The organism is Fibrobacterota bacterium (assembly GCA_019509785.1).
In the GTDB taxonomy this organism is placed as follows: Bacteria; Fibrobacterota; Fibrobacteria; order UBA11236; family UBA11236; genus Chersky-265.
On the sequence record JAEKLQ010000029.1, the window covers coordinates 1 to 16,962 of the forward strand.

The following is a 16,962-nucleotide window of genomic DNA, read 5'->3' on the forward strand; positions in this document are numbered from 1 at the left end:
CAACGAACTCCCGACCGTAGGAACGGAATTCGGGCTGGGTACAGGCACCGTCGTGGAGATGGGGACTGGTATGGCCGTTGGCGCCGAAACAACGGGCGCGTTCGAGAAAAGAGGCGCGGAGGCCAGGCTCTTGTCCCGCGTCCACACCGATTCGGCGGACTGGCCTAGGCTCTTTCCGAAAATGGAGTCGCCAGATGCGGACGAGAGCGGTTTCCGGAAAAGCCCTTCGGTGAATGATCGCTCTTGGGGGGGCGGATCGATAAGCAGAGGCGCCGCCTCGGGTTCTTTCGCGAAAGCCAATTCAGGAAGTTTGTCAGCGGTCTTTTCCACCGGCCTTGAGGGCGGTTCGACGGCGGGCTTTTCTAGGGGAGCGGCTGCCACGGAATGGTCGGGATTCCGGTTCGGAGCAAGGCTGGAACCGCCTGGCAGCTTGACGTTCAGGGATTCCGGAGGCGATTCATGCCCTTCGGAAAATTCGGAAACGATTTCATAAAGGCCGTTGATCAGATTGCGCTTGTTCTTATCCAGCTCCGAGCGCAAATTGGTTTCGATGAAGCGCAGTTCTTCTTCCTTCTTGATCAGCTTTTCCGTGCTCTTGGCCAGCTCTCGCAGCTTGGATTGCGATTCCATGAGGGTACGCTTGACGTCCGCCAATTCCTGGGTGCGCTTCTTGTACTCCTCCATCATTTTCCGGGAATCCTCGGAAAGATGGTTGATCTTGTCTTCCTTCTCCTTGGCCACGTCCAGTCGCTGCTGATAATGATCCAGCACTAGTTTGAGCGTTCCGTCCGCATCTCCCTTGCCGGAGAGGCGCTTAAGGTCCCCCAAAGCGAGTTCGCACAGCTCCTTCTCGCGCCGCACGATGTTTTCCGTCGCGCCATAGATTTCTTGTTGCTGGTTGTTCTCGTACGCCGTGGTCAGTGCGTGGAAGATCTTGTTGTCCTGCAGCTTCGGCTTGACCAAGCCCTGCTCCTTGGAGATGAATCCCCAATCCTGGACCGTTTTCATGCGCCGGCTCCTTTATCCGATCAGGCCCGCTTGACCTGCTAATTCGGTATACTCCTTGAATTGTCTTATAGCTTGGAGGTCCCGGTCAGCATGGATCTTGTCTTGATCCCGGAAGCCGAACTCCACCGCGCTTTTGAGGTAATGGAGGCTATCATCGAAATTATGGTTGCGCGCGTGGCAGCAAGCCAGGTTGTAAAGGCAATCGGGATCGTCCGGAACCTCCCGCAGCAGGCTTTCCAGGACGGCAATTGCCTGCTCCGTTTCTCCGCGCTCCGATAATATCCCCGCCAGTTCGAAGGCCGCGGCCCGCGAGGCGGGATCCAATTCCAGGGCCTTGCGGAGCCGGGATTCCGCCAGTTCAGGAGCGCCGCTTTGCTGGAGCATGCGCCCGAGCAGCGCCAGGTTGGAGGCGGTCTCCCCTTCGGCGACCAGCAGGGACTCCAGGTGGGCAATCGCATCTTGGGTGCGCCCCAGCTTCCAAGCTCCCAGGATAAGGAGTTTGCGGTCCGCCGGACTTAGGGCTCCGTCCGGCTTCCGTTGCAAGTGCTGAACGCAAAGCGGCGTTTCCCCCGCTTCCATCAGGAGGGAAAGGCAAGCGGTAACCTCCTCGTCCCCTATCTCCGGGTTGGCCAGCACGCGCTTGAGCAGCGCTACCGCCTGGACTGGTTCCGATTCTTGCAGGTGCAGACGGGCCAGGGCCAGTAATGTAGATATGTGATTAACGTCGCGTTTTAAAATTTCCTGGAATACTTCGCGCGCCGACCGGAATTCCTTCGCGGCCAAGTGGATTCGCCCAAGCAAATAGAAGGCTTCCATGTTTCCTGGATTTAACCGCAACAACCGCTCCACGTCGCGCCGGCCCTGGGAGGTCTCCCCTTTTTCCAGGCGGATGATCGCCATGTTCATCCAGGCGGCCTCGAAATTCTCGTCCTTGCGTACGCATAGGGAGAAGTCGGTCAGCGCCTCGTCTAGGTGGCCTAAGCGGTAGGCCATGTTGGCCCGATTGAACAGCGCATCTACGTATTCGGGGGCTTCCGAGTAGGCGCGATCGAAAAGCTGACGGGCTTTGGCGGCATCCCCTTCGAGATGGGCGATTTCTCCTAGACAGTTCCAGAACGAGGCGTGGCCGGCTTTACGTGATAGGCCCTCTTGGCAAATGACTTTAGCTTGCGCCAATTCCCCGAGCTTCAAGTGGCAATTGGCGAGGTCGATCAGGCCATGGATGTCCTCGGGAAAACTTGCTCGATAGGCTTCCAGGATGCGTTTCGCTTCATCGAAGTTGCCGGAATAGAAAAGGGCATTCCCCAGGTTAAGATGATAGCCAGGAAGAGGTTTTTCATCGCGCGCCAGCTTGAAGAACCGGGCCGCCACGGGATAGGCTTTCTCTTGCATGGCCAATTCACCCATGGAGTTGAACCATCGGTGATCGGCTTGCCCGGTCTTTTCCAGCTTGGCCAAGGTTTGCCGCATAGCCGCTGCAAGTCCCTTAACCTTCTGGTTTTCATAGAGATCCCATAAAGCTGTGGGGTTTTAAGAAACCAGGGTCGCTCCCTAATTCAAAGGACCGGGCTGTCAGCCGCGCATTCCCGTAGGAAGGGAAAGATTGGAACGGATTGGGGGAAAAGTGGTTGGGATGCAAGGATTCGAACCTCGATAACCAGATCCAGAATCTGGAGTCCTGCCATTGGACGACATCCCAAGGTGGCCAAAAGGTTAAAAATCTTGCTGAACCCGGTCAACGCGGACCACATGTACGGGCAGGGGTCTGTCGCATGTCCGGTTATCCTTCGGTCAGATTTCTGGCCAGTGCTGGTCTTATTAAGGTCAATAAGAAGGGCCATTGGGATGAGTTGTGGCATTGTCGTTCCGAAAAGATGGAGAATAAAAGAAGTCAACTTGCGAACCGGAAAATACCCAATAAATGTTAAAGCTTTCCGCAAGTTTACCGAGTAGTTTAGAGAGGGGTCGCCCCGCAGAGACCAACCCTGGCAACGAAGGAGTGGGTTGAATATGAAGCACGCCGCGCGTCACGAATCCATCAAGGACAAGATACCCTTCCTAAAGGGACGACCTGATCGGGAATTCCCGATTTCCAAAGACGATTTGATCAACCTCCAGATCGCATTGGAGATCCACCGCGACGTCTCCTCGTTCTGGATGGACAAGCACATCTTCAAGTAACCTCCAGGTGCCTTCCTAGCCGCGGCCCCCCGGCCGCGGCTTCTTCTTTGACCCCCTTTCCTCTTTCCACTCCTCGCTTAGTTTACCAGTTTTCCCTAGGGCTCCGGAGTCTTGTCGCTCCGGCTCCCGCTTGTGGGGAGACCGATCATCGCATCAAAATCCCGCTATGCCTTCTTAAGGCCCTACCTAAGGCGACAAATGGTCCCCATCCTGCTCGGGTGGATCCTGGTTCTTGTTTCAACCGGTCTCGATCAAGTCTCGCCTTGGATGGTGAAGGTAATCCTGGATGGCTTGCAATCCGGAAAAGGCTTTCCGGCCGTTCGTTGGCCGGTGGGCGCCATCTTGTTGGCCACGGTAATCAGCGGGCTGCTCCTATTCTTCCAGCGCCTGTGGGTAATCCGGGCCTCGCGTACCATCGAGTATGAATTACGCAGGGATTTGTTCTCGGGGCTGATGCTGCAACCCAAGCGTTTCTTCGATCGGAATTCGATCGGCGACGTCATGTCGCGCGCCACCAACGATCTCGATCGGGTACGCGATCTCGCCGGACCCGCGGTATTGCACCTGGCGCGCATGGGATGCCTTGCCGTTTTCACGACCATCGCCCTGGCCCGCTTGGATTTCCGTCTCATGTGGCTGGGACTCTTGCCCGCCTTGCTCATGCCCCTCGTGGCCAACGTATTCCTGAAGCGCATGTACGGCCTGTTCGGAGGCATACAGAAGAGCCTGTCATCGCTGAATTCTTTTCTCCAGGACACCATTTCCGGGATACAAGTGGTAAAAGCCTATGGGAAGCAGGATGAATTCTCAACCAAGCTCACCCGCACCTCCATGGATTTGCGGGACGCTTCCATGAAGGTGGCCTATTCCAACTCGGCCATCTGGCCCGGTATCGGGGCCCTCGGGGCCATCGGGCTGGTGCTTGTAACCTGGGTGGGCGGCCGCATGGTTATCCGCGATGCCATCAGCCTGGGAACGTTATCGGCGGCCATCCTCTATCTGCTGCGCTTGCAGTTCCCCCTCATCGGACTCGGTTGGGTGGCGAGCATGATCCAGCGGGCGAACGTGTCCATCGACCGCCTGGCCGCATTAAGGGGCTCATTCCAGGTGGATCCTTCCACTATTCCGGGCGGCGCGGAAAAGGCCCTGGAAGCCATGGACGGGGTGCGCGCGCGGAACGGACTCTCGCAACACCCGCCGGCGTTGGAACTGCGGAATCTTTTTTTCGAATACGAAGTTCCTCCGGCCAAGGCCGTCCCGGCGAAACCGGAAAAGGGCTTGGCATCCAAAGGAGCGGCCGCCAACAATGGCACGGCGCCGACAGCGGTTAAGGACGGGGTTCAGGTTGCGACTCTCCTCCACCCCGCTCTAGATGGGATCAATCTGAAAATCCCGGCAGGCTCGTCCTTGGGGATCGTCGGGCCCACGGGCGCGGGAAAGACCACGCTCATGCATGTCCTGTGCGGCATTTATGCCCCGCCTCCCGGAACGCTTTTCCTCGATGGGGTTCCCCGGGAAGGCATTCCGGATTCAGAATGGCTACGGCATTTCGCCTACGCCCCCCAGGACGGGTTCCTATTCTCCGCCAGCATCCGCAGCAATATCGACATGGGCCATGGCGCGAGATCGGAGCATACGGCTGAGGAAGCCGCGGCCTGGTCGGCGCTTTCCCGCGACCTGGGCCAATTCCCCCAAGGCTACGATTCCATGCTGGGCGAGAAGGGTATCAACCTGAGCGGTGGTCAACGGCAGCGCGTAGGCCTGGCGCGGGCCCTGCTGGCCAATCCGCTCGTATTGGGATTGGACGATACCCTTTCGGCACTGGATACCGAGACCGAATCTCTGGTTCTCGACCAGTTACGCAAGCATTTCGCCGGGCGCACGGTGCTCATCGTATCGCATCGCTATTCCGCCGTCATGGGTTGCGACAATATCGTATTCCTGGCCGACGGGAAGATCCTGGAGCAGGGAACCCATGCGGAATTGCTCCGCAAGGGCGGCGCCTATGCTTCGGTATGGGAGAAGCAGCGCCTTAGCACGGCGCTGGAATTGGATTAGCCATGGCAGATCGCAAAGAATATCTCAGCGAAGATAAGGTCGCCCGCTTCCTGGATCGCAACTTATGGTTGCGCTTGGTTTCCCTGGCGAAGGGCCATAAATCCACGGCTCTCACTGCCTTTTTCTTCCTCATCACTTCGGAACTGCTGCCGGTGCTCCAGCCCCGGGTTTTGCAACGGATGATCGACGGCCCCATTAAGCATAAGGACTTGGCCGGCATCGCTCCTTATATGACGGCCTTCGTGGCTTTGGTACTGGTTTCCGGCGCCTTCGAGTACTTCCGCGCCGTGGCCAGCCAAAAGCTCGGGCTCTTCATCATCCATGAGCTGCGCGTGCGCATCTTCGCGCGCCTGCAGGGTTTCAGCATGGACTTTTTCCACCGCACGCCGGTGGGACGCCTGATGACCCGCCTGGGGAACGACATCGACTCCTTGAGCGGCATGTTCACGGAAGGCCTCATCGAGTTGCTCGGCGCCCTTCTGATGATCGCCTATGCCGTGGGCTTTATGCTCTGGCTGGATTGGCGATTGGCCCTGGCCTCCCTCGCGGTGCTCCCCCTCATGATCTTGACCACCTCTATTTTCCGCGAGAAGGTTCGCCAGAACAATACCGTTATCCGGGGTCTTTTGGCCGAGCTTAACTCCATCATGCAGGAAAGCTTGGCGGGTATCCACATCGTCCGCATCTTCGGCCGCGTGGCCGAGCAGGTCCGCAAGTTCGACGAGGTGAACCGGCGGACCCGCGTGGAATGGTTCAAGAACGTCAAGTATTACTCGGTTTTCTTCCCGGTCATCTCCGGCTTAACCGAACTATCCTTGGCCATACTCTATTTCGCAGGCGCCTGGCTTTTCTTCCGGGGATCGGTCTCGATCGGCACCTTGGTGGCCTTCTCCTGGTACACGGGCTTGTTCTTCCGGCCCTTGCGGGAGTTGAGCGACAAGATCACCGCCTTGCAAAGCGCCTTGGCCGCGGCGGAACGCGTCTTCACCCTGTTCGATACCGAAGCCGCCCTGCCTTCCGGGAGCCGGGTCGATTTTCCCGATCGGCCGACTCTGCGCTTCGAGAACGTGTCTTTCGGCTATGATCCCGGGAAACCGGTGCTGAAAGAGGTGAGCTTCGTCGTCGAACCGGGCGAATCGGTCGCCATCGTAGGCGCTACCGGAAGCGGAAAAAGCACCACCATCTCGCTATGCAATAAGTTTTACTTGCCGGACTCGGGGAGCATCAGCGTCGGTGGGCGAAGCATCGTGGAATTCGAGGACCGGGCCCTGCGGAAGCATATCAGCCTCATTTCCCAGGACGTGTACTTGTTTTCGGAAACCGTAGCCTTCAACGTGGCGTTGGGTCCGGACTTCGATCTTGCGCGGGTAGAAGAAGTCTGCCGGTACGTGAACGCCCATGACTTCATCGCGCGGATGCCGGACGGCTATCGGACCCGGCTCAAGGAACGCGGCGAGAACCTGTCTGCGGGACAGCGTCAGCTTTTGGCCTTCGCCCGGGCCTTGTATCACCGGCCTAAGATCCTTTTACTGGATGAAGCGACTTCCTCCGTGGACACAGCTACGGAAGGCCTGGTGCAAGAGGCTTTGGAAAAAATCCTCCGCGATATGACATCGATTGTCGTTGCTCACCGGCTTTCAACCATCCAGAAGGCAACCCGCATCTTGGTCATGCATAAAGGGCGAATCCGCGAGCAGGGAACGCACCAGGAGTTATTAAGACTTGGGGGGATATACCATAAGCTCTATCAGTTGCAAGACTTTGACGGGAGTGCTGAACCCAAACTAGAGGATATCCGTGCAGCTGCAAATAAATCGGGGGCTTCAGAAACTCGTCCGGCTTGACATCATGAATTCGTCGCACAGGCGCAATACGCTTTTTTGAGCGTTGAACCGGCATAATAGACGCAACATACACAACTGGTGTATAATTAGTCATCAAAAACGAACTGCTTGCCCTGAATTCTTGATTTTTGCGAGGAAAATCCTATACTTGTGGCGAATAGAGAGATGTCCGAGTGGTTTAAGGTACATGCTTGGAAAGCATGTTGGGAGTAAAATCCCACGGGGGTTCGAATCCCCCTCTCTCTGCCAACTGTAATAGGCCCAACCACTTAGGGCTTTAAAGGAGTCCCAGTGTCCAAGCATCAGCACCTCTCTCTTGAAACCTGCTATAGCAAGGATCTTTCTCCGTTCAAAACGGTCATCATGACTTCGCAAGAAGCCCGCTTCATCAACGAACAGGCCAATCTCGGCTTTATCAAGCTGAATGATAAGCCCACTACCATCGCCATCCAGAAGTTCAAGGACAACCGGCTGGAGCTCATTAACGACGTCGAAACGGTCTAATTCCGGGGCGAAATGGCCTCTTGAGGCCGTTTCCGGTGCTCAGGCCGAGAGGAGCGGGATGGGTCTTGAGGGGAAGAACGTCCTAATCGGCGTATCCGGAAGCATTTCCGCGTACAAAGCTTGCGATCTGGTACAGCGCCTCAAGGACGAAGGCGCGACGGTTCGGGTCATCATGACCCCGAGCGCGGCCAAACTCATCCATCCCAATACTTTCGCGGCGCTAACGGGTTGGCGCGTGCCCGTAGATGGCTGGTCGGGAGTTGAATCCGGAGCGATGGATCACATCGACTTGGCCCGCTGGGCCGACCTATACGTATTGGCGCCTTGCACCGCCCATACCTTGGCGGAACTCGCCCATGGCTTGACCGGCTCCCTGCTTTCCTTGGTGTACCTGGTCTTCGCAGGGAATGCCTATATCGCCCCGGCCATGAATTCGATTATGCTGGCAGCGACCGCTACGCAAAGGAACTTGAGGCTCCTGCGGGAAAAAGGGGACGTCATCCTTCCTACGGGAGAAGGCGTTTTGGCTTGCGGCGAAGAAGGCCACGGGAAGCTGCTGGACGTGACGCATATCATCGCTTATCTGAAAAGCCATCGGGCCCTACCCGGCCGGCACGGGTCGGTGCAAGGTAAACGCGTATTGATCAGCCTAGGGCACACCCGGGAAAAATGGGATGACGTACGGTTCCTTTCGAACCGGAGCAGCGGGAAGACGGGTCTGGCCCTGGCCAGGGCATTCCACTTGAGCGGTGCGCTGGTCACGGTCGTCGCAGGTAACACCGATGATCCGGTAACGCCGGGGTTTCCTGCCGTGAGGGTGGAGACTTCGGAAGACTTCCGCCGCGAGATGCTGGCGCGCCAGGCGGAAGCCGACGTGATCATCATGGCGGCGGCCCTTGCCGATTTCGTCCCCGCCCAAGCGCATGTCGGCAAGCAAAAGGATTCCAGGTCCTTAGCCCGCATGGAATTGAAGGCGTTCCCTAACGTTCTAAGCGAGCTCGGCCAGAAGAAGCATGAAGGACAGATTCTCGTGGGATTCGCGTTGGAAACCACCGATCCCATCCGCCATGCCGAGGCCAAGATGCGCGAGCGCAATTGCGATCTGATGGTGGTGAACAATCCCGTTTCCGCCGAGACCGGATTCGGCCGTGGACACGTAATGGCCGCGGTGTTGGATGGCCGTACCGCCCACCCGCTTGCGGAATGGGACAAGGACGATCTCGCCGCAGCGGTGGTAGCCGCGGTAGCGGTCCGGTTGGGGGCTTAATGGCGCCCTCCGAACTCCTTCTACGCGCTTATCTGGAGGCCCAATCCGAGCTAGGCTGCGACGAGGTAATCCTCCCCTACCCCTTGACGCGGAAATCCGGCTCCACTGGAACGGAATCCATGCCGATCCCTTCGGGATTTGAAAACGAGTCCGGTCGCGCCATCGTCCCGGCGTTAGCGAAAAGGTCTCCCGCAATTGACCTAAGGAACGATAGCGAAGCTTTCCACCAGAGGGAGGCGGTCGCCTCTTCGCCGGAAGGATTGTTGGCTTCCTTGGAACGGGCGCTAGCCGAACCGTCTTCCAGCGTCGGCCGCGAAGCCTCGACCCATGCGCGAACGGAGTCCGTCGCCTTGCCGGCCTTCCCCGATCTGGATGCCTACTGGACCCACTTGGAGGCCCATCCGGGGGCGGCCGCAGGCGATCCGGGGGCAGCGGTTGTCCGCGTGGTGCGGGGTCACGGCCCTGCGGGGGCGCCATTGGCGCTTGCCGGCCTCGAGCCGGGGGAGGCGGATGCTGCCGCGGGACTCGCGTTCCAAGGCGATGCCGGAAGCCTACTGGCGAAAATGCTGAAGGCGATCCATTTGGATGCCGCGGTTTGTTATCAAACCAACCTCGTAAAGGCGTCCCGGGTCGGCCGTGCGACGCGCCGTGACCTGGCTCGGCTGCTCCCTTGGTTTCACGCCGAGCTTGCCTTGGCCCGCCCCCCTTTCGTGCTCCTCCTGGGCGAAGCTTGCGCACAAGCGGTGCTTAAGACCGGTAAAACCCTTGAGGAGTTGCGCCAGGAACCCTTCCGCATGGAAGGACGGGAATTCGTCGCGACCTACCATCCGGCGGATCTCCTGGCGCGCGAAGAGTTGAAGCGGAAAGCCTGGGAAGATTTACAGTGGTTGCGGAAGCGCATGACGGAAGGCCTTTGAGATGAGTTCGGAAGCGGGATTCGCCCAGGGACAGGCCCTCGGGGAAGGCGGAGCGGGTCGCGGCGAGGCCGGTATCGCCCGGTCCGATGCCGGGCCTTCCAGGAACGAGGGCGGATCCCAGCGAGGCGACGGTTTTCGCGGAGGGATGTCGACCTTCCGGGTGCCCCCTCAGGCCATCGAGGTGGAAAAGCATGTGATCGGCGCTTTGTTCCTTGACTCGGATGCCGTGGGCGATGCGCTGGAAACGCTGAAGCCCGAGGACTTCTATCTCGAGAAACACCAGGTGATCTACGAAGCGGTGGCAAGCTTGTTCGAGAAGAACACGCCCGTCGATCTCATCACGGTTTCCGAAGCCTTGCGGAAAAACCAGAAGTTCGACGTGGCCGGCGGCGATGCCTACCTGATGGAGATATCCGCCGAGGTGGTCTCTTCGGCCAACGTGGCCCAGCATTGCGGCATCATCAAGGAAAAGGCCCTGCTGCGGGGCCTGATCGGTTCGGCGACCCGCATCCTGGAACGGGCCTACGACGGGAGCCAAGAGCCGGGCGAGATCATGGACCAAGCCGAGGGCGAGATCTTCGCCATCAGCGAGTCCACCATCAAGCAGGGTTTCATCCCCATCAAGCGAATCCTGTCGGACACCTTCAAGCTCATCGAAAGCTATTCGAAGGGCGAGATCATCGGCGTGCCCTCGGGATTCAAGGACTTCGACTCGATGACCTCCGGCTTCCAGAAGACGGATTTGATCATCCTGGCCGGGCGCCCCGCCATGGGCAAAACGGCGCTGGCCTTGTCCATGCTGGCGAACGCGGCCATCGATCATAAGAAGACCGTCGCCTTTTTCTCCCTGGAAATGGGTCGCGAGCAATTGGTGCAACGTATCCTTTGCCGCCAGGCCCAAGTCAACATGCACCTCCTGCGTACCGGCCGGCTTCCCCAGCGGGATTTCCCCCGCCTTTCGATCGCGGTAGGGCCCATCAGCGAGGCCAAGGTCTTCATCGATGATCATCCGTCCCTGAATATCCTGGAATTGCGGGCCAAATGCCGGCGGCTCAAGGCCCAGCAGGGCCTGGACATGATCATGGTCGATTACCTGCAATTGATGCAAGGCGCCGGCAGGCAGGAAAACCGGCAGCAGGAAATCTCGCAGATCTCCCGCGGCCTTAAAGGACTGGCCAAGGAGCTCGAGATCCCGGTGGTGGCGCTTTCGCAGTTGTCCCGTTCGGTGGAGCAACGCGGCGGCGACGGGGAGCCTAAGCTATCCGATCTGCGGGAATCGGGCGCTATCGAGCAGGACGCGGATTTGGTCATGTTCGTCTACCGCGATGAGGTCTATAATAAGGAAGCCGAGAAAGGGAAGGCCAAGATCATCCTGGCCAAGCAGAGAAATGGGCCCACGGGCGAAGTTCCGCTTACCTTCATATCGGACTATGCTTCCTTCGTCAATTATTCCGGGCGCGCGCCCGAACCCGACGGGTTCTGAAGCGCGTCCGATGGGTGTTGCGCATGCAAGGTGAGACCGCGCGGCCGGCGGACGGGCCCTCGGCGACCGCCTTCCTGGAGACCCTGGGATCATCGGCCCGCCGGCTGTTTTCCCTGCTGATGGAGGGGCTGGCCCAGCGCATCGCCCGCGTGGGCGAGGTGTTTATCCTCTTCGGGAGGATCCTGAAAAGGGCGCCGCTTATCTTCCTCAATCCAGGCCTTACCGTAGAGCAGATCATCCGCATCGGCACCTCTTCCCTGCCCCTGGTTATCGTGATTTCCTTTTTCATCGGCGCGGTGTCGGCTATCCAGGCCCAGTACCAGTTCCGGGGATTCGTCCCGGCCAATTACCTGGGTACGGCCGTTTGCAAGCTGGTCATCATCGAATCGGGCCCGGTGCTGACGGCCCTGGTCTTGGCCGGCCGCGTGGGATCGGCCATCGCCGCGGAAATCGGGACCATGAAAGAAAAGGAAGAGCTGGACGCCATGACCGTCCTCGATCTCGATCCCCTCCGCTATCTGGCGATGCCGCGCTTCTTGGCCGGGATCCTGGTCTTCCCCCTGCTTGTAATCGTATCCGACTTCCTATCCATCATCGGGGGCTGGATCATCACCACCTTGGTGCTGAAGGTGACGACCGCCACCTACGTATTCGGGTTGCGCTTCCTGTTCCAGCCTTACGACGTTTTCACCAGCATGGTGAAGGCGATGGTATTCGGCGGCATCGTGGTCCTGATGGGCTACCATCACGGGATCACGGCCGGCCCGGGGGCCAAGGGCGTGGGACAGGCATCCATGCGCTCGGTGGTTTCCTCGTGCATGCTGATCTTGATCGTGGACTTCCTCATCGTCTACATCGCATATTGAAACGGACATGAACGGCGAAGCGCTCATAGAGCTCAGGCATCTGCAGAAATCCTTCGGGCCGCAGAAGGTCCTCCGGGACGTGAACCTGGAGATCCGCCGCGGCGAGACCATGGTCATCATCGGTAGCTCCGGCGGGGGGAAATCGGTGATCCTGAAGCACTGCATCGGGCTCTTGCAGCCGGATGGCGGCGAGGTTATCGTGGACGGGAAGATCATTTCCAGCCAGGATCGAATCGACGTAAAGACCATCCGCAAACGGATGGGGATGCTTTTCCAGGGCGCGGCCCTCTTCGATTCCATGAACGTCGGCGAGAACATTAAGTTCGCGGTGCGGGAGCACAATAAAGATCTCCGGGAATCGGATTTGGATCGGATCGTGGCCGAGACCTTGCACATGATCAACCTGAATCCGGATTTCCGCTTCAAGGTCCCCAGCGAGTTGTCGGGAGGCATGAAGAAGCGGCTGGGATTGGCGCGGGCCATCGCCTTGAAGCCCGAGATCCTGCTTTACGACGAGCCCACGACGGGCTTGGATCCGATTACCTCGGACGTGATCAACGACCTCATAATCGATATGCAAGCCAAGCTGGGGGCCACCAATATCGTCGTGACCCATGACATGGTCTCGGCCTATAAGATCGCGGATCGGATCGCCATGCTTTTGGACGGCCGCATCATTTTCGTGGGAACCCCGGAGGAGACGCGCGCGACCTCCAATCCTTACGTTAGGCAATTCATCAACGGCCAGCGCAAGCTATTGCCCGAAGCCGATTAGGATTTTCCCGCTCCGGTCCCGATAGGATCGGCTTCCCCCCTCGTTACGCTCCTCCCCCATTAACGTTCGCTTTCCCGACACGGCATGCGGTCGTGAACGCGGTTTGCCCTGCGCGGGCGCTCTTCTTTCTTTCAAAGGAGAGGGCACTTCCCGTCCTTCCAGCCTAGGAGGAAAAGATGGCTTACCAAGACGACAAGTACCACCGGCACGCGCAAGTAGACGCTTGGGAGCATTTGCTGGGATATGCCGTTCTCGATCGGCAGGGCGACAAAATAGGCACGGTCAAAGCCTTGTGGGAGGACTATACGCGGCAGCCCGCCTACCTGGGCATTGCCACGAGTTGGTTGGATCTGGGGCGGATCCACTTGGTCCCGGCGCAATTCGCGACGCTGTCCGAGCGGCATAAGTGCTTGCGCTTGTCCTTCCCGGCGGATGTGGTGAAAGGCGCGCCCGAATGCCATGCCAGCGATGAAATCACGTTATCCGGTGAAACGAAAATCCGCGATTACTACGACCGTAAAGGCATCGGGACCAGCTGGGGACGCGGCCACGGGGAGATGACCGATACCAGCTTGCGCGAGGATCGGCCCGTCCGATCCGCTGATTGGACCGCCCGCGATCGTCGCGAGGAGCCGGAAGAGAACCGTAGCATCAAGGATAAAATCCGCGACGCGGTGGATGAGGGGAAAGCCAAGCTCTCGCAGGAATCGAAACCCGATTCTCCCGAAACCTATGATCGGGCTGAGAGGGAAATGGGGTTGCCCTTCGATACGGAAAGGCCCGCCTTACGCAAGATTTATCACGAAACCCCCGTTGCGGAACCGATACGCCCGCGCGATAGGGATTCGCGACCCCGCGACGAAGAAGAATTCGTTCCCCTGCGCAGGGATACGACGGACCCCGAATCCAAAAAACGGGAGGATGATCGACATGATCTTCCGCTGAGATGAGCCAACGCTTTCCCTGAAGCCGGTCGCGGTTCATGGTTTCGCTAAGGGGACCCTGATCCGTCGCACTGCCCAAAAGAGCATCACTTCCCGGCCGGAATTGCTACTTTATCCGGGATGGCCATCAAGTCGAAATCCAAATCCGGGGTTCTCTACGCTTGCCGCGAATGCGGCGACACCACCGCCAAGTGGAGCGGCAAATGCCTGGCCTGCGGCAGCTGGGACAGCCTCACGGAAATCGCTGCCACGGCGGTCGAGGAAGCGACCGAGAAACGCGGACTCGGGGATGTCAGCGAGGCCAAATCCTTAAAGGACATCGAAGTCCGCAAGGAAGGCAGAACCCGTACGGGGATGACCGAGTTGGACCGGGTGTTGGGGGGAGGCATCGTGCCGGGCTCCCTGGTGTTGATCGGGGGCGATCCGGGGATAGGCAAATCCACTTTGCTATTGCAGATGGCGGCCACCCTTTCCGCCGGCGACGTTCGGGTGCTTTACGTGACCGGCGAAGAGAGCCTGACCCAGCTTAAGATGCGGGCGGAACGCCTGGAGACCCCTTCCCCGGACATGGCGGTCCTTTCCGAGACCAATCTGGACGCCATCTTCCGGCAATGCCAGGCCGTGAAGCCTACGGTACTGGTCATCGATTCCATCCAGACCATATATAAACCGGATCTCCCCGGTTCTCCCGGATCGATGTCCCAGTTGCGCGAATGCACCCTGGCCCTGATGGTGAATGCCAAGTCGTCGGGTACGGCCATATTCATCGTGGGCCACGTGACCAAGGAAGGCGTGCTGGCCGGACCGCGCATGCTTGAGCATATGGTCGATACCGTCATCTATTTCGAAGGGGAACGGCATAACGCCTACCGCATCCTGCGCGCGGTCAAGAACCGCTTCGGCGCGACCCACGAAATCGGGGTCTTCGAGATGGCGTCTACCGGACTCATCCAGGTGGATAACCCGTCCCAAGTGTTCGCCCATAACCGCGGCGAGCGCGATCCCGGTTCGGTGGTATCCTGTTCCATCGAAGGAACCCGCCCGATCCTGATCGAGGTGCAAGCCCTGGTTTCGAGAAGCAATTATTCCATGCCGCAGAGGGTGAGCATGGGACTGGATTCCAAGCGCCTCACCATCCTGCTCGCCCTGCTGGAGAAATTCGCCGGCATCGAAATCGGCATGCAGGACGTATTCGTGAGCTTGGCGGGAGGTTTCCGCATCGAAGAACCCGCTGTGGATTTGGCCATCGCGACCGCGGTGGCGTCGAATCACCTGGGGAAGAAATGCCTGGCCGACACCCTCGCTCTCGGCGAGCTGGGATTAAACGGAGAACTGCGGACAATCCCCCAGGCGGATACGCGGGTCATGGAAGCGGCCCGTTTGGGCTTCAAGACCGTGGTCCTGCCGAAGCCGATGCAGGGCAAGGTGAACGTCCCCGGGGTGGACCTCAAGTTCGTCAAGAAATTGGGGGACGCGTTCGAATTCATTTACCAGGCCTGATCGAATGGCCGCCGCCGGAACGAAGGGCCCCCGGCTAATTGGTGCCCCGGGCGGAAGGCTGTCTGGTTGACGCCTAGGCATCCCTGAAGCACCTTTGACCGTTCTTCCATGACGTCCCCTCTCCCCTTCTTCACCGTGGAACATGCCCCCGCTTGCGATCTCCTGGATCGGGCGGGGGGCTTGCATCGCTTCGCCGCCTGGGACGGGGCCATGCTGACCGACTCGGGAGGCTTCAAGGTCTGGAGCCTGGAGACCTTGCGCACCATCAACGAGCGCGGCGTGGAGTTCCGCTCGCATATCGACGGTTCGAAGCATTTGTTCACCGCGGAATCGGTGATGGAGGCGCAGAGGAAGATCGGCGCCGATATCATCATGGCTTTCGACGAGTGTACGCCCTATCCCAGCACGATGGAGCAGGCCGAAGCTTCCTTAGGGCTGACCCAGCGATGGACCGAACGCGCGCTGGAATGGCTGGCCAAGAACCCGGAACGGCACGGTTATCGCCAGCGTTTTTTCGGCATCGTCCAGGGAGGGATGCACGAGGAGGCGAGGGCACGGGCCATCGGGCATATCGCCGCCCTGGATACGGACGGCATCGCCCTGGGAGGATTGAGCGTAGGCGAGCCGGCGGAAATGATGTACCGCATCGCAGGCATGTGCGCGCCCCTCATGCCCCCCGGCAAACCGCGCTACGTCATGGGCGTGGGGACGCCGTCCAATTTGCTGACCTTGGTAGGCTTGGGCATCGACATGTTCGATTGCGTCCTACCGACGCGCAATGCGCGCAACGGCACGGTCTACACCTGGGATGGGGCTTTGCACTACAAGGCCGCCCGCCATGCCCAGGAAATCGATGAACCCTTCGATCGGCGTTGCGCATGCTACACCTGCAAAACCTTTTCGCGCGCTTATCTTCGGCATTTGTTCGTCGCCGGGGAAATCCTCGCCCTCGAATTGGCGACCTTGCATAGCCTGCATTTCTACCAGGATCTCATGCGGGAAGCCCGCGCGCGGATCCGCTCGGGGGATTTCGACGCCTGGAGCGCGGATTTGATCCGGCGTTGGACCGCGCCGTCCCAGCCCGTTTGACCGGTTTTCCCGGATGAACAGGCCGTTCGCAAGCGGAATCGCCTTCTAATGCTTGAGTTTTGTGGTAGGGTCGCAAAGGACAACGTCCGGATGCGTACCGTACCGGTTTTTCCGGCCAATGCCTGCCGGTATGATAGCGGTCCGGGGGTTGCGGATGTCGGTGATGAGAGCTTTGGACGAGACCGAGTACGTCTATACGCGTGACGGGAAGAAACGCGTGACGCATGAGGCTTACAGCTATCTCATCACGCCCTTCGCTTATCCTCCCATCAAGATCATGGTCTACAAGGGCCATATCGATCATCGCGGCACTTTCCAGGCGCTGGACGCTCCCAAGGACATCATCATCACCCAGGATGAATTCAAGGAGTTGCTTTGCCCCAATGCGCATGGGAAGCCGGCGGGGGATTTCCGCTTGTCGGATATCCTCCGCTGCCTGAAGAAACGGAATCCTCCCAAGGCCGTCCGGCCGGCCGACGAGGCCGCTCCCCAGGTTCCCGACCAACATCCGTAGTAATCGACCCGC

15 protein-coding genes and 2 tRNA genes are annotated in these 16,962 nt (G+C 59.2%); 14 read left to right on the top strand and 3 right to left on the bottom strand.

Annotation, left to right across the window (positions count from 1 at the left end; genetic code table 11):
* The 3 genes from JF616_06575 to JF616_06585 form a co-directional block, all read right to left on the bottom strand.
* The coding region (locus tag JF616_06575) for a hypothetical protein (GenBank protein ID MBW8887410.1) at positions 1-1,008 on the bottom strand (1,008 nt) is incomplete at its 3' end.
* Between the two features lie 12 nt (positions 1,009-1,020).
* On the bottom strand, positions 1,021-2,478 hold the full coding sequence (locus tag JF616_06580; GenBank protein ID MBW8887411.1) for a tetratricopeptide repeat protein: 1,458 nt from the start codon (positions 2,476-2,478) through the stop codon (positions 1,021-1,023).
* Positions 2,479-2,633: 155 nt separating this feature from the next.
* Positions 2,634-2,707, bottom strand: a tRNA-Gln gene (locus JF616_06585).
* A 311-nt stretch (positions 2,708-3,018) separates the two neighbouring features.
* Between JF616_06585 and JF616_06590 the strand changes: the two genes are divergently transcribed.
* The 14 genes from JF616_06590 to JF616_06655 all read left to right on the top strand — a co-directional run bounded on the left by JF616_06590 (position 3,019) and on the right by JF616_06655 (position 16,950).
* Positions 3,019-3,189 (top strand): hypothetical protein, encoded by a 171-nt coding sequence (locus JF616_06590; GenBank protein ID MBW8887412.1) that lies wholly within the window; start codon positions 3,019-3,021, stop codon positions 3,187-3,189.
* 198 nt (positions 3,190-3,387) lie between these two features.
* Positions 3,388-5,247, top strand: a complete 1,860-nt coding sequence (locus JF616_06595; GenBank protein MBW8887413.1) for an ABC transporter ATP-binding protein — start codon at positions 3,388-3,390, stop codon at positions 5,245-5,247.
* 2 nt (positions 5,248-5,249) lie between these two features.
* Complete coding sequence (locus tag JF616_06600) at positions 5,250-7,091, top strand: ABC transporter ATP-binding protein (protein MBW8887414.1); 1,842 nt, start codon at positions 5,250-5,252, stop codon at positions 7,089-7,091.
* A 159-nt stretch (positions 7,092-7,250) separates the two neighbouring features.
* Positions 7,251-7,340: transfer RNA gene (locus JF616_06605), tRNA-Ser, on the top strand.
* A 42-nt stretch (positions 7,341-7,382) separates the two neighbouring features.
* Positions 7,383-7,595, top strand: coding sequence for a DNA-directed RNA polymerase subunit omega (locus tag JF616_06610; protein ID MBW8887415.1), 213 nt, complete (start codon positions 7,383-7,385; stop codon positions 7,593-7,595).
* A gap of 58 nt (positions 7,596-7,653) precedes the next feature.
* Entirely contained in the window at positions 7,654-8,862 is a 1,209-nt protein-coding gene (gene coaBC / locus JF616_06615) for a bifunctional phosphopantothenoylcysteine decarboxylase/phosphopantothenate--cysteine ligase CoaBC (protein ID MBW8887416.1), read from the top strand.
* Between the two features lie 263 nt (positions 8,863-9,125).
* Positions 9,126-9,779: a uracil-DNA glycosylase gene (locus JF616_06620; GenBank protein ID MBW8887417.1), complete on the top strand. Its 654-nt coding sequence runs from the start codon at positions 9,126-9,128 to the stop codon at positions 9,777-9,779.
* A gap of 145 nt (positions 9,780-9,924) precedes the next feature.
* Positions 9,925-11,262 carry a replicative DNA helicase gene (dnaB, locus tag JF616_06625; GenBank protein ID MBW8887418.1) on the top strand — a complete coding sequence of 446 codons (1,338 nt, stop codon included), beginning with the start codon at positions 9,925-9,927 and terminating at the stop codon, positions 11,260-11,262.
* Between the two features lie 23 nt (positions 11,263-11,285).
* A complete protein-coding gene (locus tag JF616_06630; GenBank protein ID MBW8887419.1) occupies positions 11,286-12,128 on the top strand; it encodes an ABC transporter permease in 843 nt (280 codons plus the stop codon).
* Positions 12,129-12,135: 7 nt separating this feature from the next.
* Positions 12,136-12,903, top strand: a complete 768-nt coding sequence (locus JF616_06635; protein ID MBW8887420.1) for an ABC transporter ATP-binding protein — start codon at positions 12,136-12,138, stop codon at positions 12,901-12,903.
* A 176-nt stretch (positions 12,904-13,079) separates the two neighbouring features.
* A complete protein-coding gene (locus JF616_06640; GenBank protein MBW8887421.1) occupies positions 13,080-13,853 on the top strand; it encodes a hypothetical protein in 774 nt (257 codons plus the stop codon).
* Between the two features lie 114 nt (positions 13,854-13,967).
* Positions 13,968-15,347, top strand: a complete 1,380-nt coding sequence (gene radA, locus JF616_06645) for a DNA repair protein RadA (GenBank protein MBW8887422.1) — start codon at positions 13,968-13,970, stop codon at positions 15,345-15,347.
* 108 nt (positions 15,348-15,455) lie between these two features.
* A complete protein-coding gene (tgt, locus tag JF616_06650) occupies positions 15,456-16,436 on the top strand; it encodes a tRNA guanosine(34) transglycosylase Tgt (protein MBW8887423.1) in 981 nt (326 codons plus the stop codon).
* 160 nt (positions 16,437-16,596) lie between these two features.
* Positions 16,597-16,950, top strand: a complete 354-nt coding sequence (locus JF616_06655) for a hypothetical protein (GenBank protein MBW8887424.1) — start codon at positions 16,597-16,599, stop codon at positions 16,948-16,950.
* Positions 16,951-16,962 lie beyond the last annotated feature (12 nt).